We start from the raw sequence: 25,610 nt of genomic DNA on the forward strand, positions 1-25,610 counted from the left end.
CCCAAAAGATTGGTTAAGGCCAATTAATCCGTTTCGATGGGAAGCCCAGAAGCCTTCCACTTATCCGTGCCGCCATCCACATTGATGGTGTCCCAGCCCAGCGCATGTTCTAGATACTGGCAGACCTGCATGCTGCGACCGCCTGCGTGGCAGATTACGTAGATATCCTTATCTGGGTCGATTTCCTGGATGCGACCCGTAATCTCGCTCATCGGGATGTGGGTCGCGCCCTTCGCGCGCTCCACTGCCCACTCGTCATTTTCGCGGACGTCAATAAGCTGTGCGCCTTCTGGTACTTCATGTGGTTGAACGTTTTTCATGCCATTTACCTTAGTTACTCGTGTGCTTGTGGATCAGCCGCGCGGTGTCGTTGCGCTAGTGCTGGAACCGCCAGTAGTGGTGCCACTGCCAGGGTGGGTTTATGAACTCGCCCTTCCCCCGCACAATGGCGAGTACCTGGTTGACGGCCACATCGAGGTGGTGCTCAATCGTGGCGGCGGTGAAGTGGAGGGGCTTGTAACCTCTTTGGACGGCGTCGTTAAGCTTCTGGCGGTCAATCTCGAACCGTTGCCGGTTCTCGCCGTGGTGGTAGGCGTAGCCGTCAACCTCTATGGCCAGCTTGTGCTCCTCTAAGAGTAAGTCCCAGCGGTAAGGGCCGATGTAGCTGTTATTGTGGACGGTGACATGCCGCCGGAGCGCGCGGGTGAGGCTGCGCTCCGGAACGCTATCGGCGCCAAGGATGGTGTTTTCCACTACGCACCGGGTGTGTCGCGGGAAGCGCTGGAAGTCGAGCATGTGGCCCTCCATTTGTGCAGCCCCGTACTGGCCGGAAAAGTAGGCCTCCAGGAAGGCGACAGCGTCTTCTTCGGCCATGATTTCTGTGGCTTGTAGTGGATTGCACACATTAATTCCATTTAGCTGGCCGAGCGCTTTCGGCCGGGCGCGGCGGCTGCGAAAATACGGACTGGAGGCCATGGTTCCCGCGCGCAGGAAATAGAGCGGGAAGCGTAGGGCTTTGCCTAGGTGATGGTGGGCGCACGAGTAGCCGTCGAGTGCCGAGTCCGGCCAGTGCTGAGAGACGATTTCCGCGAGTTCGCGCGGCGAAGGCTTCCTTTCGGTGTAGAGGCCGTGGCAGATTTTCAAGGCTTGGTTATTGGTAGCACGGCGCGCGGCCGTGCGCGTGGTGAAGATTTTCATGCGCCCACCCCTAGGCGTTTAATTCGATCATTTAGGTCCCCCGAGGCCGATGGTTTCGGCCTGCTATGTGATCGAATTGTACTGCCGGGGCGGGTCGGTGTCGCGGGGAGAGCGTACGGAGGAGGGGAAGCAGGAAAAAGGGCGTTTCGATCAAATTCGGTCTGGGAAACCGCCGCTTTCGCGGTGCTAATTGATCGAAACGCCCGAGAAACTCCCTGGGGCCGGCCCTGGCCCCGCGCCAGGGCTCAAAAGCTTACTTGAAGCGAGCCTTTGCCTCTTCGAGAATCTTCTCTGCCTCGGCCTTGTCGCCCCAGCCGGAGCCGGAAACTTCCTTATTCGGCTCCAGGTCCTTGTAGTGGACGAAGAAGTGCTCGATTTCGTCCTTGATGTGCTGCTCCACATCGTTGATGTCCTGGTAGCGCTCCCAGCGTGGGTCATCGATGACGGCGAGCAGCTTGTCGTCGCCGCCGGCCTCGTCGGTCATCTTGAAGACGCCGACGATGCGGGCCTCGACGACAACGCCCGGGAAGACCGGCTCCGGCAGGATGACCAGGGCGTCGAGCGGGTCGCCGTCCTCGCCCAGGGTGTGGTCGATGAAGCCGTAGTCAGCCGGGTAGGCCATCGGGGTGAACAGGTAACGGTCTAGGTAGACCTTGCCGGACTCGTGGTCAACCTCGTACTTGTTGCGGGAGCCCTTCGGGATTTCAATGGTTACTTCAACGCTCACAGCGATGTCCTCCATGGGGGATTGGGTATCAATTACTGCCCATAGTCTAGCGCGTTGCGGATTCGCGCTAGGGTTAAAGGCAATGAAAACAAAGCATGTTTGGTGGTCAGCGACCGCGCTCGTGGTAGCGGCAGCGGTCGGAGGTACGGCTGCGCTGGGCGTTACCCTCCAGCGCGAATACGGCGATCTCTCACACGGAGAAGCACAGGCGGTGCAGGCTCCTGAGGAGCCTTTGCGCACCGCCGAGCCGGGGGAAGCGGACCTGGATGCGCTAAGCGCGAAGCTGGACGAGCTCTCTAAGAATAAGGACCTTGCCACGTTCGGCGGCGAGGTAATTGATACCGAGACCGGGGACGTGGTGTGGCAGCGGGACGCGGATAAGCGGCTGACCCCGGCCTCGTCCACGAAGGTGCTCACTACCGCGGCGGCGACGTTGGCGCTGGATGAGAACGAGAAAATCACCACTAAGGTCTACCGCGGTGCGAATGAGAAGAACGTGGTCATCAAGGCTGCGGGTGATGTATGGATGACCCACGAGCAGCTCGATGACTTAGCTGAGCAGATTTCTCAGAACATCGATCAGGTCGATGGCGTGTTCATTGATACCTCTGCGTGGAAAGGCGAGCCGCAGGCTCCGGGCTGGGACCCGGAAAACGTGGACGGCGGTTTCGTCGCGCCGATGGAACCGGCCATGCTCTACGGCGGACGTTTGGGGGCGACGACGGGGGATGTGCCGAGGAGTCATGAGCCGGCTTTGGACGTCGCTAAGCAGCTAGGCGATCGCCTCGGCGCGGGCAAGGTAGGCATGGGCTCTGTGGCGGAGAACGCGCAGGAGGTGGCGAGCGTGGATTCGCCGCCGTTAGCGGACCGCGCCCGAGAAATGGTGCGCCATTCCGATAACGTCATGGCCGAAGCCATTGCGCGTGAGCTGGCGATGTCCCGTGGCAAGGAAGCCAGCTTTGAAGGCGATACGCAGGCCACGCTCGAGGTGCTGCGGGAGCAAGGATTCGACGTCGAGGGTGTCGACATTAAGGACAATTCCGGGCTCTCGGTGGATAATCGGCTCACGGCCGGGCTGCTGACGCAACTTATTAATGGCGCGGTCAAGGATCCGCGCCTGCGCCCGCTGGTGTCCTACCTTCCGGTAGCCGGCGGCGATGGCACGCTGTACGAGCGCTACGGCGATTCCGCGGCCAAGGGTTACGTGCGAGCTAAGACCGGCACGCTGACGGGTGTTTCGGCCCTGGCCGGTACCGCGCAGGGCAATTCGGGGCGTGTGTATGCTTTTGCCTTCCTCGTCAATGGCGGCGATATCCAGGCCGCTCGCCAGGCCCAAGACGCGTTGGCTTCTGCGCTGCATGAGTTCTAAAAAGCCCTTTTGGCCGCGGGTCTCACCGCACTTTTTAGCTTGTCGACGCGGCGTGCGCGCCGCCTCCCTCAACCGCACCGTGGCGGTGGGACTTTCCGGAGGCGCGGATTCTTTGGCGCTGCTGGCGGCGCTGGTGGCGGAGGGGCACGAGGTGCTCGCGCTGTGCGTGGACCACGGGTTGCAGGACGGATCGCGGGCGCAGGCCGAGCGCGCGGCCGACCAGGCGCGAACGCTAGGCGCGCGGGCGCAGGTGCTTAGCGTTGAGGCGGACGCTGCGGCGGGGGCGGAGTCGATGGAGGCGGCCGCGCGGGCGGCGCGGTATCGGGCACTGGCCGCCGCGTGCGCGGACGAAGGATTAGAGGTTGCCGTGGCGCATACGGCCGATGACCAGGCGGAAACGCTTTTGCTCGGCGCGCTGCGCGGACGGGTGGCCGGCATGAGTGAGCGCAGCGAGGTGGAAGGCGCCCGCGTGGTGCGGCCGCTGTTGAACGTGCGCCGCGCCGATACCGAGGGCGCCTGCGCGGAATTGGGGCTTTCGGTGTGGCAGGACCCGCAGAATGCGGACACGAATTTTCGCCGCGTGGCGCTGCGCCGCGAGGTAATCCCGCAGTTGAGCCGCATCATCGGCGGGGATGCGGTGCCAGCGCTGGCGCAAGCGGCACGTGACGCCGCGCTTGACGATGCCGCTCTCTACACCCCACCCACCACGGACTGCGCGGAGCTGGCGGCATTGGCAGAACCGCGGCGTCGGCGAGCGATCGCGGCGTGGCTAGTCAGCGAAGGGGTAGAGGTGACCCGGAGGGGAGTGGGGGACGTCGCTAAGCTGTGTACCCACTGGCGCGGGCAAGGGCCGGTGGCTGTGCGATCGGCGCGGCAGGTGGGGCAGAGGTTGGAAGTAGCCCGTATAGGTGGCAAACTGGCACTGTTGTCTGGTCATTAAAGGAGCCCACTCGTGCACGACAAGAAAGACTTCGCCGTTCCCGCAAACCGCTACGGTGACGATGTAGAAGCAATCCTCATTGGAGAAGAGGAACTGCAAAACCGCGTCCAAGAACTCGCGGATATGGTCTCTGAAAAGTATGCCGACGCTGAGCAAGACCTGCTTTTGGTCTGCGTGCTCAAGGGCGCGGCCTTCTTCCTTACGGATTTCGCGCGCAAGCTATCCATCCCTTCCGAGTTGGAGTTTATGGCCGTGTCCTCGTATGGCGCCTCCACTTCTTCTTCCGGTGTGGTGCGCATTTTGAAGGACCTGGACCGCGATATTGCGGGGCGCAACGTGCTCATCGTGGAAGACATCATCGATTCCGGCCTTACCCTGTCATGGCTTATCCGGAACCTGAAGGGGCGAAACCCAGCCTCGCTTGATGTGGTCACGCTGCTGCGCAAGCCGGAGGTAGTAAAGGCCGATATTGACCTTTTGGATGTGGGCTTTGATATCCCTAATGAATTCGTCATCGGCTACGGGCTAGATTATGCGGAACGCTACCGCGATCTGCCCTACGTGGGCACCCTCCACCCTGATGTCTACACCACCGACTAAAATCGCGCAGTAATGAAAAACAACAAGATTATTCGCTACGGCGGGATAGCGGCACTTATCCTTATCGCGCTGTACGCCTTTACCTTCTTTAGCAACGATGCCCGCGGCTACGTGCAAGCGGATACCTCCGTTGCACTGACCCAGCTTAAAGACAAAAACGTCGATGAGGTGGAAATTGATGACCGCGAGCAGCGCCTGCGCATCAAGCTCAAGGACGAAATCACGGTAGACGAGCGCGAAGGCGTGAAGGAGATTGTGGCCAAGTACCCGGCCCGCGCCTCCGAGCAGGTCTTTAACTCTGTCAAGGATTCTGGTGCCCAGAAGTACCAGACCAATGTCACGCAGGAATCCTTCTTGGGCTCCATGCTCAGCATGCTGCTGCCTATGCTCATCCTCTTCGGCGTGCTCTTCTGGCTCATGTCCCGCATGCAGCAGGGTGCAGGCGGCATGTTTGGCATCGGCGGTTCCAAGGCTAAGGAACTGACCAAGGATATGCCGACCAATACTTTTGAGGACGTGGCCGGCGCGGACGAGGCCGTAGACGAGTTGCAGGAAATCAAGGACTTCCTGGAAGACCCCACCCGCTACCACGATCTAGGCGCCAAGATCCCGCGCGGCGTGCTGCTCTACGGCCCTCCCGGCACCGGTAAAACCTTGCTTGCCCGCGCCGTGGCCGGCGAGGCCGGCGTACCGTTCTACTCCATCTCCGGCTCTGACTTTGTGGAGATGTTCGTTGGTGTGGGTGCCTCCCGCGTGCGCGACCTGTTCAAGCAGGCGAAGGAAAACAGCCCCTGCATTATCTTCGTTGATGAGATCGACGCCGTTGGCCGCCAGCGCGGTTCCGGCACCGGCGGCGGGCACGATGAGCGCGAGCAGACCCTCAACCAGCTCTTGGTAGAAATGGACGGCTTTGGTGACCGCGAGGGCGTTATCCTCATCGCCGCTACCAACCGCCCAGACATCCTCGATCCGGCGCTGCTGCGCCCAGGCCGCTTCGACCGCCAGATCCCGGTTACCAACCCCGACCTAGCCGGCCGCGAGCAGATCTTGCGCGTGCATGCGAAGAATAAGCCGCTGGCAGAAGAGGTCGACGTAGCGCAGCTAGCTAAGCGCACCGCCGGCATGTCCGGCGCGGACCTGGCCAATGTGCTCAACGAGGCCGCCCTGCTTACCGCTCGCATCGGCGGCAACGTCATTACTTATGACGCTTTGGAAGAGGCCACTGACCGCGTGGTGGGTGGCCCGCGCCGCCAAGGCAAGATCATCTCCGAGCACGAGAAGAAGGTCACTGCTTATCACGAGGGCGGGCATACCCTTTCCGCGTGGGCCCTTAAGGATATTGAGCGCGTCTACAAGGTGACCATCTTGGCCCGCGGTCGCACCGGCGGCCACGCCATGACTTCGCAGGAAGATGACAAGGGCATGTACACCCGCGATGAGCTTTTCTCCCGCCTGGTCTTTGCCATGGGCGGTCGCGCGGCCGAGGAACTGGTCTTCGGTGCGCCGACGACCGGTGCGTCCTCCGATATCGAAAACGCCACCAAGATCGCTCGTTCCATGCTCACCGAGTACGGTTTCTCGCCGGAGCTCGGCACCGTGAAGTACGGCAAGGAGCAGGGCGATCCCTTTAGCCAGATGGGTGGCGGCGGCTCCATCGAGTACTCCGATGAGGTTGCTTCCAAGATCGATGAGCAGATGCGCTACTTGCTCGAGCGCGCGCACGAGCAGGCCTATGACATCCTGCGCAATAACCGCTACTACCTGGATAAGCTGGCAGAGGCCTTGCTGGAGAAGGAAACCCTGCGCCGCCCCGACCTGGAGCGCATCTTCGATGGCATCGAGCCACGCGAAGCCTTCGACGTTTTCCCAGGCGAGGATGATCGCTTCCCCCGCCAGATTGGTTATGCGCCGGTCAAGACCCCGGTCGAGCTGGCTAAGGAGCGCGGCGAGGAGCTGCCTAAGCGCATGACGCTTCTCGATGCCTCCCGGGCCGCCCGTGAGCGCCGCCTCGCCGGTGAAGAACCGAAGGGTGAAGTGGGCTTCAACTTTGGCCAGCACGCTGGCGATTACGTCGATCCGGACACCGCCCGCGAGTTGGGAAGCACCCCAACAAACCAGGGCAAGGAGTCCACAGACACCAAACGAGCTGGCGCACAGCCTGATCGGCCGGCTCAGCCTTCCGAACCCGCTGAGCGTCCGACGGCACGCCCTGCCGCACGCCCCGCTACGGGCGGCGGTAAGCATCACAAGCCGGATGCCGGCGCGGATGCTGAGGCTGAGACCAGCCAGTGGTTTAGCCCTGGCTGGGACGAGAAGGATCGCCGCAAGAATCCCTATGCGCGCGAGGACGACAAGCAAGAAGATAACTAATGCCTGATAATCACATTCCCGCCCGTGCCCCCTTCGACCAGGACCGGGCGGAGGCGGCGGTACGCGAGTTGCTCCTTGCAGTGGGGGAGGACCCCGACCGCGAGGGTTTGCGCGAAACCCCGGCCCGTGTGGCCCGCGCCTACCGCGAGGTCTTTGCCGGCCTGCACGAAGACCCAACCGAGGTCTTGCACAAGACCTTCGCCGAGGACCACCAAGAACTGGTCCTGGTGCGCGATATCCCTATCTATTCCACCTGCGAGCACCACTTGGTGCCGTTCTACGGCGTGGCGCACATTGGTTATATCCCAGGTAAAGACGGCCACGTCACCGGCTTGAGCAAACTCGCCCGCCTAGCGGATATGTACGCCAAGCGCCCCCAGGTCCAAGAGCGCCTGACCCAGCAGGTCGCGGATGCCCTGGTGGAGGTCCTTGGCGCGCAGTCCGTCATCGTGGTCATCGAGTGCGAGCATTTGTGCATGGCCATGCGCGGCATCCGCAAGCCCGGTGCGACGACAACCACCTCCGCGGTGCGCGGAGGCTTCAAAAATAATGCCGCCTCTCGTGCAGAGGTACTCAGCCTGATTCGTAGCTAAATTCGGTTCACCATTAAAAGCCTTAAGGAGCACGCCATGCAGCAGGCAACCTCGGTTTCGGATCTCACCAGGAGCAATCGCACTCTAGTGATGGGCATCGTCAACGTTACGGAGGATTCCTTTTCCGATGGCGGCCGGTGGTTGGACTTTGATGCCGCCATTAATCACGCCCGCGAGCTCGTGGCACAGGGTGCTGACATGATTGACGTCGGCGGCGAATCCACCCGCCCGGGCGCGGTCCGCGTGGAGGCGGACGTCGAGGAGCGCCGCGTGGTGCCCGTCATTCAGGCCTTGAGCAAGCTCGGCATCCGCACCTCCGTGGATACGATGCGCGCCTCGGTGGCACGTGCGGCGGCAGCAGCCGGCGTGGACATGATTAATGATGTCTCTGGTGGCCTGGCGGATCCTGAGATGTATCGCGCGATGGCCGAGGCCGGCGTGCCCGTGTGCCTCATGCACTGGCGTACGCTGCAGGAGGGCGCATTCGGCTCCGCGGCCGGCAGCGCGGATCACGGCGGCGATGTGGTGCGCGATGTGCGAGAAACCCTAGAACGCCTGGCGAATAACGCGCTAGACGCCGGCGTGCGCCGCGATAATATCGTGCTCGATCCGGGCTTGGGCTTTGCCAAAACCCCGCAGGATAATTGGGCGTTGCTCAAGGCCCTGCCGGAGTTCCTCGGCGGCGAATTCCCCCTCCTGGTAGGAGCATCCCGTAAACGCTTCCTGGCCGCCATTCGGGAGGATCGCGGCGTGGAGTCCAGCCCGCTGCTGGCCGATCCCGCTACCGCGGCCGTAACCGCCATTTCCGCCCAGATGGGGGCGTGGGGTGTGCGCGTGCATGAGGTTGCTGTCTCCCGCGACGCCGTGGATGTGGCGGCCGCTTGGAACGCCGGCAATGACTACACAGGCGGGGTCAACGCCAGCGGCAGCTATAGCAATGGCGCTGATGGCAATGGAATTATGAAGTCCACGGCTCTATCACGTAAACCTGAGGAGTAAATCATGGCAGACCGCATTGAACTCACCGGCCTGGAATGCTTTGGCTACCACGGCGTCTTTGAGGAAGAAAAGCGTACCGGCCAGCCTTTCATCGTGGATATCACCTGTTGGTCCGATTTCGCCGAGGCCGCCGCTACCGATGATCTGACCAAGACCATCAATTACGCCGAGCTTGCCGACGTCGCTGCAAACATCATCGAAGGCCCCGCCCGCGACCTCATCGAGACCGTCGCTAGCGAGGTGGCCGATACCATCATGGCTACCTTCGAGGGCCTGCACGCCGTCGAGGTCACGCTTCATAAGCCGAAGGCACCGATTCCGCGCACTTTTGCCGATGTCGTCGTGGTCGCCCGCCGCTCCCGCAAGCACGCGAGGACGCTCTAATGCGCGCGGTGCTATCCATCGGATCCAATATGGATGACCGCGTGAAGCTATTGCGCACGGTATTCGACGAATTCGCCGGCGACATTGTTGCCGCCTCGCCGGTCTATGCCACCCCGCCGTGGGGAGTAACGGACCAGGACGAATTCCTCAATGCCGTGCTCATTGTGGATGTGGACGAGTCACCCAAGGAACTGCTGCGCCGCGGGCAGAAGCTCGAGGAGGCCGCGGAGCGGGTGCGGGTGCGTCACTGGGGCCCGCGCACGTTAGACGTAGACATCGTGGACATCGAGGGATACACCTCCGATGACCCGGAGCTCACCGTCCCGCATCCTTATGCCCACGAGCGCGCCTTCGTGCTGATTCCCTGGTTGGCGGCCGATGGTGATGCTAGGTTGAGTGGGGAGGGCGTCGCCAAGCGGGTGGCAGCACTCGACCCGAAGGAGCGCGCCGATATTCGCCGGTTGGGCATGATGGAGGAGCTATGAAACGGACCTCGTTGGGTGCCCTCATTGGCACCGGGGTCTTCTTTGCCGCCGCCGCGGCCATCCTCACTACGCGTTTTTATGGCTCCATGCTGCACATCCCAGTGACGGTTTCGGCCACGCTGTGGCTCATGGCGGTCATCTGCTTAGTGCTGACCTGGAAGGTGGACCAAGCCACCGAGGACGAGCATGGCATCGGCCTAGATAGTTCGCAGCTTAATCCCATGACCATCACGCAGTTCATGCTGGTGGGCAAGGCCTCGGCGTGGACCGGAGCCATCGTGGGGGGAATCTATGCAGGCGTGGCCGTCTACGTTATCCCCAACGCCGGCACGCTTGCGGCCGCCTCCGATGACCTGGTGGGGGTCATTGCTTCGGCGCTCGGTGGCCTTGCCATGTCCGCTGCTGGCCTGCGGCTGGAGCGACACTGTGAGACCCCGCCCCCACCAGATGGGGTACAAACGGTACATTAGTGAGCATGACTGAGCCGCGCTCTTCTTCGCACACTACTTCCGCCAAGACGTCCAAGCCGGATCTGGGCCAGATCGGGCTCATCGTCCTCGTGGTGCTGGCCGTCCTAGCCAGCATCGTCATGCTGATTTCCGGCTCTGCCGCAGCGCTTAAGATCGCGCTCATTGCTGCCCTGTGGGCCGCCGTGCTCGGATTTTTCCTGGTGATGCGCTACCGCCGCCAGGCCGAAGAATCCGTGACCAAGCTGGAACTGCAGGAGCGCGCCCACCGCGCCGAGCTGAAGCAAGCCCGCGCGGCCGATGGCCAGCCCCTACCGGACCAGGAACTGCTCGATGAGATCCGCACCGAGCTCGCTTCCATCCGCAAGCAGATTGAGGATCTTTCCGGCCACGAATTCACCTATGAGCCGGCCGCCCTACACGCAGAAGCCCGCCGCATCATGCAGCTGGAGGCCCAGACCGCGGCCGCCGCGCGCCCGGATGCGGAGGAAGGCAACGTGGACTTCACCCAGTCTTCTTCCGGCGCCCCGTCCGCCGATGCTATCGCCGGCCGCCTGGGGAACCAGCCGTCCGCGGCGCACGCTGAGTCCAACCCACTCAATGACATCATTAGTGAAAAGACGCGCGCGCAGCGTACCTCCGGCAAGGCTTCTGGCGCCTCTACCTTTAATACTGGCGGTTTCCAAGCGGTGCGCTGGGACACCGGCGGAGATGACTCCTTGAAGACCTCCCGCACTTCGACCGCCAACGAGCACCACGGCAGCCATCGCAAGCCGGAGGCTGCGACCACGGCCAATGACGAGACCCAAAACATCCCGCAGCAGGCGGCGCCGCAGCGCGATGAGCGCGCGGAGTACCCGGGCTCCGGCCAGCACGTGGCTCCAGAAAAGTCCGAGCCAGTACGCCAGAAGGCGGCCCGCTCGCATCATCGCGCGGCTGCTGAGGAGCCGGATTCGCGTGGCCGCCGCCGCAGCGACGATAAGCGCGAGGGCGCGGTCTCCGTGGCCGAGCTGCTGGCCCAGGCGAAGAAAAAGAAGGATAAATAAATGCGCCCGCCCCGCATGCGGGTAGCTCTCTTCGGCCGCAGCTTGGCTGGTATCAACCTGGCCGAAGAAATGGCGCGTGCCGGCCACGAGGTTGTTGAGATTTCCGATCCAGCAGAGCTTTCTTCCTGTGAAGCGCTCATCATTGCGGTGGGCGATGCCCGCCTAGATGCCGCAGTAGAATTACTGGAACCCTACGTTCACCGCGGCCTCATTGCTATTCACACCTGCCTGTCGCGCGGCGTACAGGTTTTGGATCCGCTAGAGACTCGCGGCTGTGTGGTAGCCGCGCTTGCCCCTATCGTCTCTGGACGGTGGGCTGCAACCACATTGGATGAGCTAGGTGAAACCATCGTGGAACTCATCGCCGGGGAGTTTCATGCCGATGTTCTCGCATTATCGGACGTCGAGCGTGCCCCCTTTGCTGCACGCGTCTACTACGCCGACATGCTGCACCGGCTACAGGTACCCGCGGCACGGGAAGCAGAATTTTTCGCCCCCACTGAGGAATGGCCACCGGTAGGCATTGGCTTTGATAGCCAAGAAGCCATCGCCGCTTACCGCGGCGCCACCGACCCCGGCTTGCGCCGCAGCTACGTGGAAGTTGCCCGCCGCCTAGGAGAGGTTGACGGCCGCGAAGAGTTAGAAATGTGGGCCTTACAAGAGGAGAGCCGATGAGCCTAGAGCTGGGAAACGCTATCGTCATCAACGACATTGAGCGCATCCGCATGGTCGGCAGCGCTTTTCATAAGACCGGCCGTCCAGTGGCGTTGGTGCCGCTGACTACGGGCGTGCACGCTGGTCATATCGCGCTGGTGCGCGCGGCGAAGCGCATCCGCGGGGCGGTCACCGTCGTGGCCCTGCAGTCCCCGCACGAGGAGGACCTTGAGCTCCTGCGCGCCGAGGGCGTGGACATCGTGTGGGATTACTCGACAGATTCCTTGTGGCCACACGGCCGCCGGATCGCCGTGGCTCCGGTCGATGCCGCGACCGCCCTTGAGCCGGACCTTAGCGAGGAGCTCTCGCTATACCTTGCGCTCATCCTGACGCTTTCGCCTACCGACGTCCTTTTAGGCGAGAAGGACTACGAGCTTCTCCTTGCCATCCACCATGCGGTCCAGGACTTTCACCTGGGAGTCCGTGTGCAAGGCGTACCCGCTGTGCGCATGCCCGACGGCGTGGTGATGAGCCTGCGCAATACCCACGTGCCGGCCGAATCCCGTGAGCAGGTTGCGGCACTATCCGCCGCGCTCACCGCTGGCGCGCACGCCGCCGAGGCCGGTGCGCAGAAGGTACGTGAGGTTGCCGCGGAGGTGCTTCGCGCCGCGGGGGTTGAACCCGAGTATCTCGAAGTGCGCGGCCGAGATTTAGGAACCCCTCCCGAGGAGGGCGATGCTCGCCTGCTTGTTGCCGCGACCATCGGTGGCGTCCGGCTCATCGATAATGTGGGCCTGCCGCTGGGCATCGGCTTTAATAACATCGAAGAACACGAAGCCAAGGCAGAGCTCGAGCGCGAGCAGCAACGCGAGCACCAGCGCGCACAAGATGCCGCTTCCCAACAGCTATCGGAGGACTAATGACCGATATCCAGATCCGCGACCTAGACCCGCGCGATGAACCCCAGGCCATTTCCTTTGCCATTGAAGGCATGCATCTGCACTGGTTTGTGAAAAATCCTCGCTTCGAGCGCGCCTACGGTCGCTATTTTTGGGATTTAGAGCGCGCCAAGGCCACCGATATCTTGGCCGCTTACGATGGCGACCGCTTCCTCGGCGTGCTGCTGGCCTCCATGAAGGGCAAGCCCGCGTTGCCATATCCGTGGTGGCGCAAGGCATTTGTCCGCGCGGTGGAAATCTTTAATAATCTGCGCCCGGGCGGGCACCGCGATGATTACGATGCCGCCAATCAGGACATGCTGCTCAAGTACCTAGGCGAGCATTCCATTGACGGCGAGATTGGTTTCCTCGTCGCCGACCCCAACTCCGGCGTAAGCGGCGTGGGCACGGCACTACTTGAGGCCTTCGAATCTCGCCATTCAGGGAAGAATATCTACCTGTACACCGATGACGGCTGCACTTATCAGTTCTATGACGCCCGCGGCTTTAGCCAGGTGGGCGAGCGCACCATCGCGGTCAACGAGGACCGCGACTTGGTGTGCATGCTCTATGTGCGGCGCTTGGGCGCACCGCAGACCTAGCGCGCCAAGGCCCCCATCGGGTCCCAGGCCGGCAGGGTAGTCACGGACTCGGACTGCAAAGCCGCTTGGTATTGTTCCGGCAGTCGGGAAGGGTGTACGGCAATTTCGAAGACGAACTCGTCGAACCAGTCATCGGCCATGGTCCAAAAGCCCTTATCGGCCTTCTTTGGACCCCAGGAATTCTCCACGCGCCAGCTTTGTACTGCGCCGCCTTCGGCGATATCGGCGCCGGTAAACACCATCGCGTGGGTCATCATGGACTCGTGCAGGCGCAAACGCTGTGCCTTGTCCAGATCCATCTCCACGCCGTAGAAGGCCTCATAATCGTGCAGCTGCTTGGCCCACACGCCGTGCTCATCATCGGATTGCTGGTCGGTATCGCAGCCGAACCACACCGGCTGACCATCTTCGATGGAGGCACGGGCGGCATCGCGCAGCACCTCGATTGGGGCGTTGAGGTAGGTCACGCGCTCGCCGGCCACATTGCCCAGGTATTCCACGGTGTAGAGCTTGCCGTAGGCATTGCGGGGATCATTGACAACGCACACGTACTCGCTAAGGTCCGCGGGCAGGTATTCCTTGGCAAACTCCTGCGGGGTAAAGGTGCCCGCGCGGTGGAACTCATCATCCTTATCGCGATACTGCCAGACAAAGTCCTCCGGCGGCAGGCCCAGGTTGGCGGTGAGGATACGGTAGACGTCGGCAAGCGCCTGTTTGTGCGCGCCCTCTTCGCCGCTGCGGATCCGGTGCGCGGCGCGGCGCAGCACGGTCTGCAGGTTACGGTTCAACATCGCCGTGGCCTCCGAAGAAGCGGTTTCCGGCATGGCGTACTGCGGTACTACACCGTATTTTTCCACCAGTGCGACAAACATGGACCACTGGCCGCCGTCATCGATCGGATCATCCATGAGCTTGGTTACGGTGCGGTCCGTAATATCGCGGTCCTTCAGCTCAGCCATGGCACTCAGGAACCAATTGGCCTTCTCGAGCTTGTCAAAGAAGTAAATATAGGTCTGGGAAAGCTCAAAATCTTTAAGCTTGGCCTTGTCCATCAGCTCACCGCGCAGGGAATTCAGGCCGGCAAAAATCCAGCAGCGGCCCGAAGCCTTCTGGTCGGCCACGCCCCAGGAATCTAGCTTATGGCTGGTCACCCGGTTAAGGGTGTGCAGTACCTCGCGGTCGAGGCTGAGCTTATCGACGCCTTCCTGAGCCACCCCATTGCGTACCAAGCGCAGCGTGGCATCACTGGCGAGCTCAGCATTGGCGGCATGAACCTCGTTTGGGTTAATCTCGGTCATTTCTCGATTCTCCTTAGTTCATCCGGTCCCAGAGGGGAAGCTCAATCGGTTCGGTATCTAGCGCCTGAGAAAGCTCATCGCTCAGGTGCTCCTTGCGCACGGCGATGTGGAAGACGTTGTGGTCAAACCAGGCATCGGCCATCGTGGCAAAACCCTTGCCCGGCACATCCTCGCCGTCTTCCTTGCGTGGTGGCTTGGAGCCCCAAGAGTTCTCCACGCGCCAAGCTCGGTCCCCATCCACACCGGTGAGCGCCATCGCGTGGGTAGGCGCGGTCTCGCCGGAGGTAAAACGCTCCTCCTTAGTCATGGTGGAATCGATGCCGTAGAGGCCATCGGTATCCACCAGTCCCTCGTCCCATACGCCGTTGAGGAAAGAGAATTGACGGTTGACGTCGCAGCTAAACCACACCGGCTCGCCGGCGGCTAGGCTGCGCTTGGCGGTCTCCTTGAGCTCTTCCACGGTGACGTTTAAGTACTCTTGTGGCGCGCCACCCAGCACATTGCTTTCATCAGCGCTGCTAAATACGCGATGCTTGGGGTTGGTGGAACGGGGGTCATCAGCCAGCACCACGAACTCGTCGAGGTGGGGTAGGTATTTCTTGGCAAACTCGCGCGGGGTGGAGTGCAGGCGCACGAACTGCTCGTCCTTTGTGCGATACGCCCAGGTAAATTCCTCGGGCGGGGTGCCCAGGTGGATGGCCAGGATGCGGTGGATATCCTTGTGCGCTTGGGCGAGGATCTCTTCGCGCGGACCGTCTTGTGCGGCGGCGCGGCGCACCACCGTGGCGAGATCGCGGTTCATCTCCGCGGTATGTCCAGACGAGCGGACCTCCGGCATGACCTCGGCAGGTACCACGCCGTACTTGGCCACCAGGTTGCTAAAGAAGCACCACCAGCCGCCGTCGGCTCCGGCGTGGTCGAGCACTGCAGCCACGGTGCGCTCATCCCAACCAGCGTCCTTTTTATCCAGCAGCTGGTTGAGAACCAGGTTGGCCCGCTCCAGCTTGTCAAAATACTGCAGGTAGGTGAAGGAAAACTCGAAATTATCTACGTTGAGTTCCTGCGCAGCGCGGTGGCGGAAGACGTTTAACGCAGCGAACATCCAGCAGCGGCCGGAGCGCTTTTGATCCGTTACCTCCAAGCTATCCAGCTTGGTCTCTGTGGTGGGGTATAAGGCGGTAATGCGGTCGCGGTCAAGCGCCGCCTTGGCCGCGCCAACGTTGGTGATGGCGTTGCGGGCCAGCCGCAGCCGTGAATCGGCCGCAGCCTCCTTGCGCAACTGGGACAGGTATTCCTTGGTGAGCAAAGTCATATTTCGGTTTTAGCAGACTAGAAATCCTGATGGGGCTGGTTGGGGGAAGAGCTAGAGAAATTCCGCCAGCTTTTCGACGGCCCCCGGACTCCCCACTTCCTCCGGCAGCCACGGAACCTCGCGCACTGGGGTCTGCGGGAGCTTGGCGCGCAGAAGTGCGAGCGCCTCATCTTCGGCCGCGCGACGGGCGGCGAGGAATTCTCCCTGGTTGGCAGGGGTACGGCGGTTAACCAGCATGGACCCCACGCGCACGCCATTTCCGGTGAGGTCCGCGTGGAACTCGGCTGACTCGAGTACGGGCAGACGCTCGGCGGTAAGGACGATATGGAAGACCGTGCGCGGTGAAGTCAGCGCCGCGCGCAGCTGGGAAAAGCGCTCGCGCCGCTGGAAAAGAGTGGCGCGAATTTCCTGATTGCGCCGGTCCACGGGGTCATTATTCGCGCTGTTGCCGGGCGACATTCCGCGTACTAGCGAGCCGAATTTATCGGATTTCTCGCGCCGGGAAAGTAAGCCATCGGTATAGGCGGCCATGATTTCTGGCAAAGCCATCAGCCGCGAGGTATGCCCAGACGGGGCGGTATCGAAGATGAGGAAATCGACGTCGGACTCTTCGCCGACGAGCGCCGCGATACGCTCCAATAGTGCTGCCTCCTGCGTGCCGGGCGATTGCCGGGCCAAGTCCAGGTGCTTTGTGACCTCGCCGTGCAGATGCTCGGGCATGAAACGGCGCATCGCAGAACCTACCTGCGCAAGATGTTGTTCCGTGGCGCGCGCCGGGTCGATCTCGATGGCGGAGAGGGAAGGGGTGAGGGCCACGGGGGCATCGCCAAGCGCGGTGCCAAAGATGTGTCCCAGGTTGTGCGCTGGGTCCGTAGAGACCAAGCAGACGCGGTGATCACGGGACAGGCGCAGCGCGGTGGCGGTGGCCAAGGTGGTCTTGCCCACCCCGCCCTTGCCGCCAAAGAACATGATGGGGGCGGTCTCTAACAACATTGAATATTCTCCAGCGGGGATCTTTCCATTCCCATGCGCGTATGCCAGGCGTGGAAATCCTCATAGACCAACGGCAAAAGCTCCAGGGTGTAGTAACTGGCCGGGTTGGGAATGCCCAGAGCCTCCGAGGCCACCAGCATCATGAAGAGATCGTCTTCCTGCTGCTGAGCCCTGGCAAAACTGGCGCGGTACGGGGCCTGGTAGAACTCGTTGAGACCGGCCCCGAAAGCCCTAAGCTTGTCGAGCATGCTCGGGCAGCGGGGCGTCAAGATCAGCATCGGACCACTCCAGTGGAGCCTCCTTGCGGGCACGAGAGATGGCACCGACGGCCTCCACAATGACCCAGATGGTGGCCACCACGATGATGGCGTCCATGCAGAACAGCAGCCAGTTCTGGCTAGTAAATAGCGACTTTAGCTGCAGGAGCGCGGCCCACAGGGACATGGCGGTAACGAAGATGAGCGGGATGACCACTGGCCACGTCGGCCGACGTAGGTGGGTGAGGATGACTACCACGATGGCCAAGGAGAGTCCTGCCATGAGCTGGTTGGTGGTGCCGAATAGCGGCCAGATGGTCATGCCGCCCGAGCCATCCACGCCGGCGGAGAAGGTCAGCCCAAAGGCCAAGCCCACCGCAATGACGGTGGCGGCCAAAGCCTTGATGCGTACGCCTATGATTTCGCCGATTTCTTGGACCACCAAACGCTGCAGGCGCACACCCGAGTCCATAGTGGTGGCCGCAAAAAGCACGGCCATGGTGGCCAAGATGGTGCCGGAAAGCGAGGTAGGAATACCCAAGCCCTCATTCATGAGCGCGCCGCCGCCTTGCACGAAGGCGTCCACGCCGCCGGCGTTCCACTCGGAGTAGATTTCTTCCCACTGCGCGGCGGTCTTGAAGCCAGCGGTAGTAGCGATGATGGTGCCCAGTGCGAGCAGGCCCTCGCCCACGGCGCCGAAGTAGCCCACAAAGCGCACGTCGGTTTCTTTATCCACCTGCTTGGAAGAGGTGCCGGAGGCCACCACGCCGTGGAAACCGGAGACGGCGCCGCAGGCGATGGTGACAAAGAGCAGCGGAAAGATGCCCGGGGTGCCGTCTGGTACGTTATCGCGCAACGCTGGCGCCATAATCGAGGGCCGAGTGATAAGGAAAGACCCGTACAAGATGGCCAAACCTACGAAAAGCTGTAGGCCGTTGATGTAATCGCGTGGCTGCAGCAACACCCATACTGGCAGCATCGAAGCGATGAAGGCGTAGATGAATAACAAGATGATCCACACGCCGTTGGCGGGAATCCCCAGGACGGTATCTGGCAAGACCACGGGCACGCGGTCGCCGATAATCATCAGCGCGTAGAGCGCGATCACACCCACGATAGATACCAGCGGTAGGTTCCACTTCAGGCGGTAGATGGCCTGGCCGATAAGCAGCGCGACGGCGATGGCGCCCCACGTGGGAATGACGGCCGTGGGAGTGGATACCAACAGGTTGGAGATGACCACTGCGAAGGCAGTATTCACCATCAAAAGCAACAGGAAAATGACGATGAGGAAGAGGTTACGCCCGCGCTTGCCGATATAGCGCCCAGACAAGGTACCAATGGATTGGCCCTTGTGGCGCTGGGAGGCCCACAGAGCGCCGAGATCGTGCAAGCCTGCGAAGAATATGGTGCCGATGGTGACCCAGAGAAATGCCGGTACCCACCCCCAGATAACGGCTACGGCAGGACCGATGATCGGTGCTGCACCCGCTACGGAAGTGAAGTGGTGTCCCCACAGGACGTATTTATTGGTGGGTACATAATCCACGCCGTCCTCCATCGTGTGGGCCGGGGTGGAGTATTTCGGGGATAGCCGGAAAATTCTTCGCCCTAGGAACTTGGAGTAGAGCAGATAGCCGGCGACCATCATCGCGATACCGATGATGGCGAGGACAAGAGAGTTCATAGTGTGTGTCTCCTCATAGACGGGCAGGTGGCGTGCATCACACGTGCGAATAGTATGCCATAACTCACATATGTGTTTGCCTGTGGGGGAGACCGATGGGTGGATTTATATTTGAAGGGTACCCGGAGACTTTTGGTTCAGTCGCCGTGGATAGACGAAAGCGCGGCCCTTGCTCGAGCAGGAACAAGGGCCGCGCGGTGGGTACTTAAACCAGGTGGTGGTTACTTCTTATCGACGCCGATATTGCCGTCCTTCTTCCACACCACAACCACTGCCGGGCGTGGGGTGGACTTGCCACCGTCAGGCCAGTGAGAGGTCTGCTTTTCAAAGGTGGCATCATCGGTTTCACCTGGGTGCTGGACGTTGACCATCACGCGCTCATCGGTGACGATGGGGCCACAGGTCTCGGCACCTGCCGGAACGGTAAGGAAGCACTTCAGCTCACCGCGGGTATCGCCCTCGGTGGTCACCGCGTAGAGGCCATCGTTGGACTCCAGCGCGTTACCGTCGGTGGAGATCCACAGATTGCCGTGGCTATCGAAGGCCAGGTTATCCGGGCAGGAAATCGGGGAGACCTTCTCCTTGTCAAAGCCACCGAAGTAGGTATTAGCCTCCTTCGGATCGCCACAGACCAAGAAGAGGTTCCAGGTGAACTTCTCGCCAGCGTGGTCATCTTCAATCTCCATGACCAGGCCGTTCTTGTTCTCCTTGATAGGAGCCCATTCCATAGGCTCTTCCTTGTTCTTCTTGGCGTTCTCGCCGGTAGCGCCACGGTACTTATTGTTGGTCAGGGCAACGTAGACCTTCTCCGAGTCTGGGTGGACCTGCATATCCTCAGGGCGGTCCATCTTGGTCGCGCCCACCTTATCGGCGGCCTCACGGGTGTAGACCGCAACCTCTTCTGCAGACATGCCGTCGACGTGGGACTCGAACTTATTGTTTTCCGTATCGGAGGTCAGCAGCTTAATCCACTTGCCCTCGCCGTCGAAGGCACCGTCTTCGGGCAGTACGCCGGAGCCGTCAATCTCGTCGGCTGGGGAGTTGCCCTCTACCTTGGCTACGTACAAGGTGCCGTGGTCCAAGATGGTGAGGTTGTGCTCGATGTCGCCCTCTTTGTACTTCTTGGTGGAGATGAACTTGTAGATGTACTCGAAGCGGGAGTCATCGCCGGCGTAGCACACCACGGTGCCATCGGAGGCGATGTGGATGTTGGCGGCCTCGTGCTTGAATCGGCCCAGAGCGGTGTGCTTGACCGGGGTGGACTTAGGATCTAGTGGGTTAATCTCGACGATCCAGCCGAAGCGGTTCGGCTCGTTCGGCTCCTTGGAGACGTCGAAACGCTTATCAAAGCGCTCCCACTTGCGCTGGGACTCGCCATCTTCCATGCCGAAGCGCTCTAGGGACTCCTGCGCCTTCTTGTCATCCAGCTTGGCGTGAGCGAAGTACTGGTCAAAGTTCTCTTCGCCGGAGAGCATGGTGTTCCACGGGGTGATGCCACCGGAGCAGTTACTCAGAGTGCCCTTGACCTTCTTGCCCGTCTTATCGGCGGAGGTCTTTACAAAATCGGAACCGGCAGCCGGGCCGACCAAGGTGAATTCGGTGGTGGCGGTAATGCGGCGGTTGAGCGGGCCAAACTCGCGCTTGAGCTCACCGGTGTTTCCTACCTTGGATACTTCCACGATGGAGTGGCCGTGGCCAGCCCAGCCAATCTTGGCCTGCTCTTCGGTGGGGTTGTCCGCATCGTAGTTGGGGAACATCTGCGGCTCGGTGGTGTACTCGTGGGAGCAAACGTAGATAAGGCGGTTGTCATCGTCCGGGTGCTCGATGAGGCCGGCGAAGTCATTGTTGAATCCGAACTGCTTCTCTGCTGCCTCGGCGGTCTGATTCTTGTCATCGAATTCCGGCGCGTCCTTAAACAGCGGATCGCCCCACGCGATGAGCACGGACTGCTCGTAGCCATCCGGGATGACTACTTCGTCCTTTTCATTCGGCTGTACTGGGTCAAACTTCATGCCCTCTGCGGAGGTTAGCTCGACGTTCGCCTCAGAGGTCTTGCCGCCCTTGCCCTCGGAAGAAGACGCCTCAGTAGAAGCATCGTCTGGGCTAGAGCAGGCAGCCAGCGCGGCGCCGCCGCCGACGGTTACGACAGACAGGCTGCCCGCGCGCAGGGCGGTACGACGGGAGAACTGGTCACCGAAGTACGGGTTATCGGACTTGTTCTCGCACTCTCCAAAGCAGGCATTACCGCACTTGTAGGTGCAAGTCAGGCTGGAACGAGAGGATGTGAAGAGACTAGAGAGAAGATTGCGGCCCTTAAGCGCCATGGGTAGTGCTCCAAAAATGTCGAAAAATATTGATTACATATGGGGACAGTCATATATAAAAGGTCATCTTCGTAACTGTGTGTTGACCCCGAGGTGACAGTGAAGTGAATTATGCGTAAATCCTTTCCCGGGAGAGGGTGGCGTGGGCTAAATCGCGTGCTGCGGTGGGGATCGACTACCCTTGGCTAACGTGAGCGAGCAGAAGAATAATGAAGTAAACGATGTCCCTGAGCAGCTGCGCATCCGCCGCGAAAAGCGCGATCGCCTGCTGGAATCCGGCGTAGAGGCCTACCCGGTAACCGTTGAACGCACCATCTCCTTAAAGGATTTGCGCCATGATTTCCGCGTCGTGGCTGAAGGCGAAGAGCCGGGAAACGAAGAAGGCGTAACCTACCTTGCCGCTGGTGAGGAAACCGAGGTCACCCACGCAATTGCTGGTCGCCTTATCTTTATGCGCAATACCGGCAAGCTGTGCTTCGCCACCTTGCAAGATGGCGATGGCACCCAGGTGCAGGCCATGCTTTCCCTCGCAGAGGTAGGCAAGGAGCGTCTCGACGCCTGGAAGTCCGACGTCGACTTGGGCGATTTCATCTCCGTGCGCGGCCGCGTGATTTCTTCGCGCCGCGGCGAGCTGTCCATCATGGTCTCCGAATGGACCATGGCCGCTAAGTCCTTGCGCCCGTTGCCGGTGTCCTTCGCCGATATGGCTGAAGATACCCGCGTGCGCCAGCGCTATAACGACCTCATTATCCGCGAAGATGCCCGCAAGAACGCCATGATTCGCGTCAAGGTCATGCGCGCGCTGCGCAATTACCTGGAAAGCCAGGACTTTGTAGAAATCGAGACCCCGATGCTGCAGACCCTGCACGGTGGCGCAGCCGCTCGCCCGTTTATCACCCACTCCAATGCGCTGGATATTGACCTCTACCTGCGCATCGCTCCAGAGTTGTACTTGAAGCGCGCGGTCGTGGGCGGCATTGACCGCGTCTTTGAAATCAACCGCAACTTCCGCAATGAGGGCGTTGACCGCTCCCACTCGCCAGAGTTCGCCATGCTGGAGACCTACGCTGCGTGGGGCGATTACAACGATTGTGCCCGCATGACGCGTGAGTCCATCCAGGCTGTTGCCCGCGATGTCTTCGGCTCGACCACCGTCACCCTTGCCGATGGCACCGAGTTCGATTTCGGTGGCGAAGAATGGCCGGAAATCGAGATGTACCCCTCCCTGAATGAGGCCCTGCAGCGTAAGTTCCCGGGCCAGCCGGAGGTCACCATCGATACTGACGTCGAGACGCTCAAGGGCATTGCAGACGTCATTGGTCTCGACGTCCCTAAGGACGGCGGCTGGGGCCACGGCAAGTTGGTCGAGGAAATCTGGGAGGTCCTGTGCGAGGACCAGCTCGAAGGCCCTATCTTTGTCAAGAATTTCCCGGTTGAGACCTCCCCGTTGACCCGCCAGCACCGTTCCGAGCCGGGCGTGACCGAAAAGTGGGACCTCTACGTGCGCGGTTTCGAGCTGGCAACCGGCTACTCCGAGCTCGTGGACCCGGTTATCCAGCGCGAGCGCTTTGAGGATCAGGCCCGCCTGGCCGCCGGTGGCGATGATGAGGCCATGGTGCTGGATGAGGACTTCCTCGCGGCTATGGAGCAGGGCATGCCGCCTACAGCCGGTACGGGCATGGGCATGGACCGTCTACTCATGGCCTTGACTGGCCTGGGCATCCGCGAAACCGTGCTCTTCCCGCTGGTCAAACCCGAGCAGAAGTAGCACCTAGCGTCCTATCGCTTGGCCGTCAGCCCGCGCGGGCTGACGGCTTTGCTATTTCCTGCTCATGTTCGTTCCTGCACCCCTGCTGCAAAAGACCAGCGCAGTTTCTCACCGCATGGAAAAATGCGAGGCATGAAAAGAATTCTCCCTATCCTTGCCCTACCTGTATTGGCCGTTGGGCTTGCGTCATGTTCCTCTGCTGACAGTAACGAGGAAGCGCCCCAATTCCGTCCACGGATGACCGAAAGCACCGCAACTAGCTCGGCGGAAGCTTCCTCCCCAGAGAGCACAGCGGAAGAAACTACCGAATCAGAAAAGAAGGTGGATTCCTCGGGGCTGACCATGCGTTCGGCCGAGGACTTTTTGGCGAAGGGCCCCGAATACGCGCAGTCGAAGGCGTGGGGAGTTAAAAGTCCCGATGGAAAAGTTTCGTGCTCCTTTAAAGAGCTCTCCGCAGGCCCGTGGTGCACCGTGCAGTTCGCAGATCCACCCCTAATGCCAGACCCAAACCAGCCGCAGTGGGAGGCTAATATGGTCAGCTTCAAAAAGGGGGAGGGATTCTTCCCATCTGGCGCGGTGGATCCAGGTGATATGACTCCGTCGAAACAGCTCAAGGCAGGGGAGAAGGTAGAAATTGAAGGCGTTACCTTCGAGGCACCAAACTCGGATGAGTTCACGGTCACAGCGAAGGGACATCATTTCACCGTAAAAGACAACGGTCAGTACTACTCCGATACCTTCCCACCTAAGCCCGATTCCAATGGCAACGCCAAAATGGGCACTATCTGTGGGCAGATGGATACAAAATGGGGACGAAAGAACGTCTACGTGCAAGTCGATGGCACGAACTGCACCAAAGCTATGCAGGTCGTAGATAGCTACGTGAACCACGACTTTAAGCCGGAGGAAGTAAATACCCGCGGCTTCCTCAGGCTCGAAGGTTGGGCGTGCGATGTATCCGCGCCAAAGTTCTTAGATGACGCAAAGCCGGAAAACCGCTTGCCCAAATGCGTGGATTCGAGTGGCAGCGGGCGAGTAGTTCTCCTGGATATCTAAGTTTTTAGCGCACGAGTGGGCCGGCGGATTTATCGCCCCGCAGGCGCTTAATGATGTTCTCGGCCGAAATCAGGCACATTGGCACACCGACGCCCGGCACGGTGGTAGCCCCCGCATAGTAGAGGCCGTTTACCTTGCGTGAGGCATTGCGTCCGCGCAAAAACGCCGACTGTCGCAGCGTGTGTGCCGGTCCGATGGAGCCGGCCGACCAGGCATGGTAGCGCTCGGCAAAATCGGCCGGGCCGAGCGTGCGCTTGACGACGACCCTCTCTCGCAAATCCGGCACTCCGGCCGTGGCCGCGATGCGGTTGAGGGCGGCGTCGGCAATCGCAGCAACGCGCTCGGACTCCTCAGCGTGATAGGCATTGCCAAACCCGGGCGCCTCCGCGGCCGGCACCGGCACCAGAATGAAGAGATTTTCGTGGCCCTCGGGGGCGACACTTGGGTCGGTGGCGGAGGTCTTGGACACGTAGATGGACTCGGAGGCCCCCAACGGCCGGGAGGGCTCTGGGCCGGAATAGACGGCGCGGAAATCCGGATCCCAGTCCTTGCTAAAGAGCAACGTATGGTGTGCCAGCTCGGGCAGCTTGCCCTTCACCCCGGCCAAGATGAGCACGGTACCCAGGCCCGGATTGCGCCGGCCCCAGTAACGCTCCGGGTAGGTGCGCAGCTGCGGCGGCAAAAGCTGGGTCTCGGTGTGGTGCAAGTCCGCTGCGGAGACCACGATATCGGCGTGGATGGCGCCCTTGTTCGTGCGCACGCCCGTTACCTGCCGATTAGATACCTTGATGGAGGTAACCTCCTCGCCCAAACGGAAGGTGGCGCCAAACTTCTTCGCTTGCCGGTAGATGGCCTGGACCACGGCGGCGAAACCACCTTGTGGGTAGCGTACCCCCTCCACCAGATCGGTGTGGCTCATCAGGGAATACAGGGCCGGGGCGGCGGCCGGCTCGGAGGATAAAAAGACCGCCGGATAACTCAGAATCTGGCGCAGGCGGGCATCAGCGAAGTTGCGGCCCACGTGCTGCTGCAGGTTTGCCGCAAGCAGCGCCACGAGGCGAGAAAGCCGGGCGCGAATATCGCGGTGCACCAAATTGAGCGGCGCGGAGAAGGTGGTGTAGAGGAAGTGCTCGAGTGCCATGTCATAGGTATCGCTGGCCTGCGCCAAGTACTGCCGGACCTTGTCTCCCGCGCCGGGTTCCAAGGACTCGAACAGCGCGGTGACTTCCTCGATACCGGAGTGCACGTCTACGGGCGCATCCCCATGAAAAACACGGTAGGCGGGGGAGAGGTCCACCAGATCTAGCTCCGCCTCGGTAGAGGTGCCGCACAGCGCAAAGAAATGATCGAAAGCCTCGGGCATGAGATACCAGGACGGGCCCGTATCCCAGCGAAAGCCGTCTTCTGCAAAGCTGCCGGCGCGGCCTCCCACCTCATCCAGCGAGTCCACCACGGTGACCTCGTATCCTTCGCGGCCGAGCAAGGCGGCGGTGGCGAGTCCAGCGATGCCGGCTCCGATGACGACGGCGTGCATGACATTCTCC

The 25,610-nt window shown here is 61.2% G+C and carries 25 protein-coding genes; 15 read left to right on the top strand and 10 right to left on the bottom strand.

Going from position 1 to position 25,610, the window contains the following annotated elements:
• Positions 1–23: 23 nt before the first annotated feature.
• From I6I12_RS02450 to I6I12_RS02460, 3 genes are all read right to left on the bottom strand, one after another.
• Positions 24–320, bottom strand: coding sequence for a rhodanese-like domain-containing protein (locus I6I12_RS02450; RefSeq protein ID WP_086588224.1), 297 nt, complete (start codon positions 318–320; stop codon positions 24–26).
• A gap of 55 nt (positions 321–375) precedes the next feature.
• Positions 376–1,197: an endonuclease domain-containing protein gene (locus tag I6I12_RS02455; RefSeq protein ID WP_200288620.1), complete on the bottom strand. Its 822-nt coding sequence runs from the start codon at positions 1,195–1,197 to the stop codon at positions 376–378.
• A 253-nt stretch (positions 1,198–1,450) separates the two neighbouring features.
• On the bottom strand, positions 1,451–1,939 hold the full coding sequence (locus I6I12_RS02460) for an inorganic diphosphatase (RefSeq protein WP_284698436.1): 489 nt from the start codon (positions 1,937–1,939) through the stop codon (positions 1,451–1,453).
• A gap of 67 nt (positions 1,940–2,006) precedes the next feature.
• Here I6I12_RS02460 and dacB point away from each other — a divergent pair, with 67 nt between their 5' ends.
• The 13 genes from dacB to I6I12_RS02525 are packed head-to-tail and all read left to right on the top strand — an operon-like array spanning position 2,007 to position 13,371.
• Positions 2,007–3,293 carry a D-alanyl-D-alanine carboxypeptidase/D-alanyl-D-alanine endopeptidase gene (gene dacB / locus I6I12_RS02465; RefSeq protein ID WP_200288621.1) on the top strand — a complete coding sequence of 429 codons (1,287 nt, stop codon included), beginning with the start codon at positions 2,007–2,009 and terminating at the stop codon, positions 3,291–3,293.
• Positions 3,283–4,233, top strand: coding sequence for a tRNA lysidine(34) synthetase TilS (gene tilS, locus I6I12_RS02470; protein ID WP_200288622.1), 951 nt, complete (start codon positions 3,283–3,285; stop codon positions 4,231–4,233). The genes dacB and tilS overlap by 11 nt, the downstream gene beginning before the upstream one ends.
• 12 nt (positions 4,234–4,245) lie before the next feature.
• Positions 4,246–4,833, top strand: coding sequence for a hypoxanthine phosphoribosyltransferase (gene hpt / locus I6I12_RS02475; protein WP_023019936.1), 588 nt, complete (start codon positions 4,246–4,248; stop codon positions 4,831–4,833).
• A 12-nt stretch (positions 4,834–4,845) separates the two neighbouring features.
• Positions 4,846–7,203, top strand: a complete 2,358-nt coding sequence (gene ftsH / locus I6I12_RS02480; protein WP_200288623.1) for an ATP-dependent zinc metalloprotease FtsH — start codon at positions 4,846–4,848, stop codon at positions 7,201–7,203.
• Positions 7,203–7,796: a GTP cyclohydrolase I FolE gene (gene folE / locus I6I12_RS02485; RefSeq protein ID WP_023019934.1), complete on the top strand. Its 594-nt coding sequence runs from the start codon at positions 7,203–7,205 to the stop codon at positions 7,794–7,796. Before ftsH ends, folE begins: the two co-directional genes overlap by 1 nt.
• A gap of 36 nt (positions 7,797–7,832) precedes the next feature.
• The gene (folP, locus tag I6I12_RS02490) at positions 7,833–8,795 is read left to right on the top strand and encodes a dihydropteroate synthase (protein ID WP_200288624.1); all 963 of its coding nucleotides are present in this window, start codon (positions 7,833–7,835) and stop codon (positions 8,793–8,795) included.
• 3 nt (positions 8,796–8,798) lie between these two features.
• A complete protein-coding gene (folB, locus tag I6I12_RS02495; protein WP_023019932.1) occupies positions 8,799–9,179 on the top strand; it encodes a dihydroneopterin aldolase in 381 nt (126 codons plus the stop codon).
• On the top strand, positions 9,179–9,664 hold the full coding sequence (gene folK, locus I6I12_RS02500) for a 2-amino-4-hydroxy-6-hydroxymethyldihydropteridine diphosphokinase (RefSeq protein ID WP_200288625.1): 486 nt from the start codon (positions 9,179–9,181) through the stop codon (positions 9,662–9,664). Before folB ends, folK begins: the two co-directional genes overlap by 1 nt.
• Complete coding sequence (locus I6I12_RS02505; RefSeq protein ID WP_200288626.1) at positions 9,661–10,134, top strand: DUF3180 domain-containing protein; 474 nt, start codon at positions 9,661–9,663, stop codon at positions 10,132–10,134. Before folK ends, I6I12_RS02505 begins: the two co-directional genes overlap by 4 nt.
• A 5-nt stretch (positions 10,135–10,139) precedes the next feature.
• Entirely contained in the window at positions 10,140–11,177 is a 1,038-nt protein-coding gene (locus I6I12_RS02510; protein ID WP_200288627.1) for a DUF6779 domain-containing protein, read from the top strand.
• Complete coding sequence (locus tag I6I12_RS02515) at positions 11,178–11,852, top strand: Rossmann-fold NAD(P)-binding domain-containing protein (RefSeq protein WP_200288628.1); 675 nt, start codon at positions 11,178–11,180, stop codon at positions 11,850–11,852.
• Positions 11,849–12,751, top strand: a complete 903-nt coding sequence (locus I6I12_RS02520; RefSeq protein ID WP_200288629.1) for a pantoate--beta-alanine ligase — start codon at positions 11,849–11,851, stop codon at positions 12,749–12,751. Before I6I12_RS02515 ends, I6I12_RS02520 begins: the two co-directional genes overlap by 4 nt.
• Complete coding sequence (locus tag I6I12_RS02525; protein WP_200288630.1) at positions 12,751–13,371, top strand: GNAT family N-acetyltransferase; 621 nt, start codon at positions 12,751–12,753, stop codon at positions 13,369–13,371. The genes I6I12_RS02520 and I6I12_RS02525 overlap by 1 nt, the downstream gene beginning before the upstream one ends.
• On the opposite strand, the gene I6I12_RS02530 is transcribed toward I6I12_RS02525, so the two are convergent.
• The 6 genes from I6I12_RS02530 to I6I12_RS02555 form a co-directional block, all read right to left on the bottom strand.
• On the bottom strand, positions 13,368–14,669 hold the full coding sequence (locus tag I6I12_RS02530; protein WP_200288631.1) for a C1 family peptidase: 1,302 nt from the start codon (positions 14,667–14,669) through the stop codon (positions 13,368–13,370). The genes I6I12_RS02525 and I6I12_RS02530 overlap by 4 nt on opposite strands.
• A 13-nt stretch (positions 14,670–14,682) precedes the next feature.
• Positions 14,683–15,981 (bottom strand): C1 family peptidase, encoded by a 1,299-nt coding sequence (locus I6I12_RS02535; RefSeq protein ID WP_200288632.1) that lies wholly within the window; start codon positions 15,979–15,981, stop codon positions 14,683–14,685.
• Positions 15,982–16,032: 51 nt separating this feature from the next.
• Positions 16,033–16,974, bottom strand: coding sequence for an ArsA family ATPase (locus tag I6I12_RS02540; RefSeq protein ID WP_200288633.1), 942 nt, complete (start codon positions 16,972–16,974; stop codon positions 16,033–16,035).
• Positions 16,965–17,222 (bottom strand): cory-CC-star protein, encoded by a 258-nt coding sequence (locus I6I12_RS02545; RefSeq protein WP_034655984.1) that lies wholly within the window; start codon positions 17,220–17,222, stop codon positions 16,965–16,967. Before I6I12_RS02545 ends, I6I12_RS02540 begins: the two co-directional genes overlap by 10 nt.
• Positions 17,206–18,918 carry a carbon starvation CstA family protein gene (locus I6I12_RS02550; protein WP_200288634.1) on the bottom strand — a complete coding sequence of 571 codons (1,713 nt, stop codon included), beginning with the start codon at positions 18,916–18,918 and terminating at the stop codon, positions 17,206–17,208. The genes I6I12_RS02545 and I6I12_RS02550 overlap by 17 nt, the downstream gene beginning before the upstream one ends.
• Positions 18,919–19,139: 221 nt before the next feature.
• Complete coding sequence (locus tag I6I12_RS02555; RefSeq protein WP_200288635.1) at positions 19,140–21,242, bottom strand: PhoX family protein; 2,103 nt, start codon at positions 21,240–21,242, stop codon at positions 19,140–19,142.
• A 190-nt stretch (positions 21,243–21,432) separates the two neighbouring features.
• Here I6I12_RS02555 and lysS point away from each other — a divergent pair, with 190 nt between their 5' ends.
• The gene (lysS, locus tag I6I12_RS02560; RefSeq protein WP_023019919.1) at positions 21,433–23,010 is read left to right on the top strand and encodes a lysine--tRNA ligase; all 1,578 of its coding nucleotides are present in this window, start codon (positions 21,433–21,435) and stop codon (positions 23,008–23,010) included.
• 237 nt (positions 23,011–23,247) lie between these two features.
• Positions 23,248–24,066: a hypothetical protein gene (locus tag I6I12_RS02565; protein ID WP_051138303.1), complete on the top strand. Its 819-nt coding sequence runs from the start codon at positions 23,248–23,250 to the stop codon at positions 24,064–24,066.
• Positions 24,067–24,070: 4 nt separating this feature from the next.
• On the opposite strand, the gene crtI is transcribed toward I6I12_RS02565, so the two are convergent.
• Positions 24,071–25,600, bottom strand: a complete 1,530-nt coding sequence (gene crtI, locus I6I12_RS02570) for a phytoene desaturase family protein (RefSeq protein WP_200288636.1) — start codon at positions 25,598–25,600, stop codon at positions 24,071–24,073.
• Positions 25,601–25,610 lie beyond the last annotated feature (10 nt).

The sequence above is a fragment of the Corynebacterium kefirresidentii genome (assembly GCF_016599755.1).
GTDB lineage: Bacteria > Actinomycetota > Actinomycetes > Mycobacteriales > Mycobacteriaceae > Corynebacterium > Corynebacterium kefirresidentii.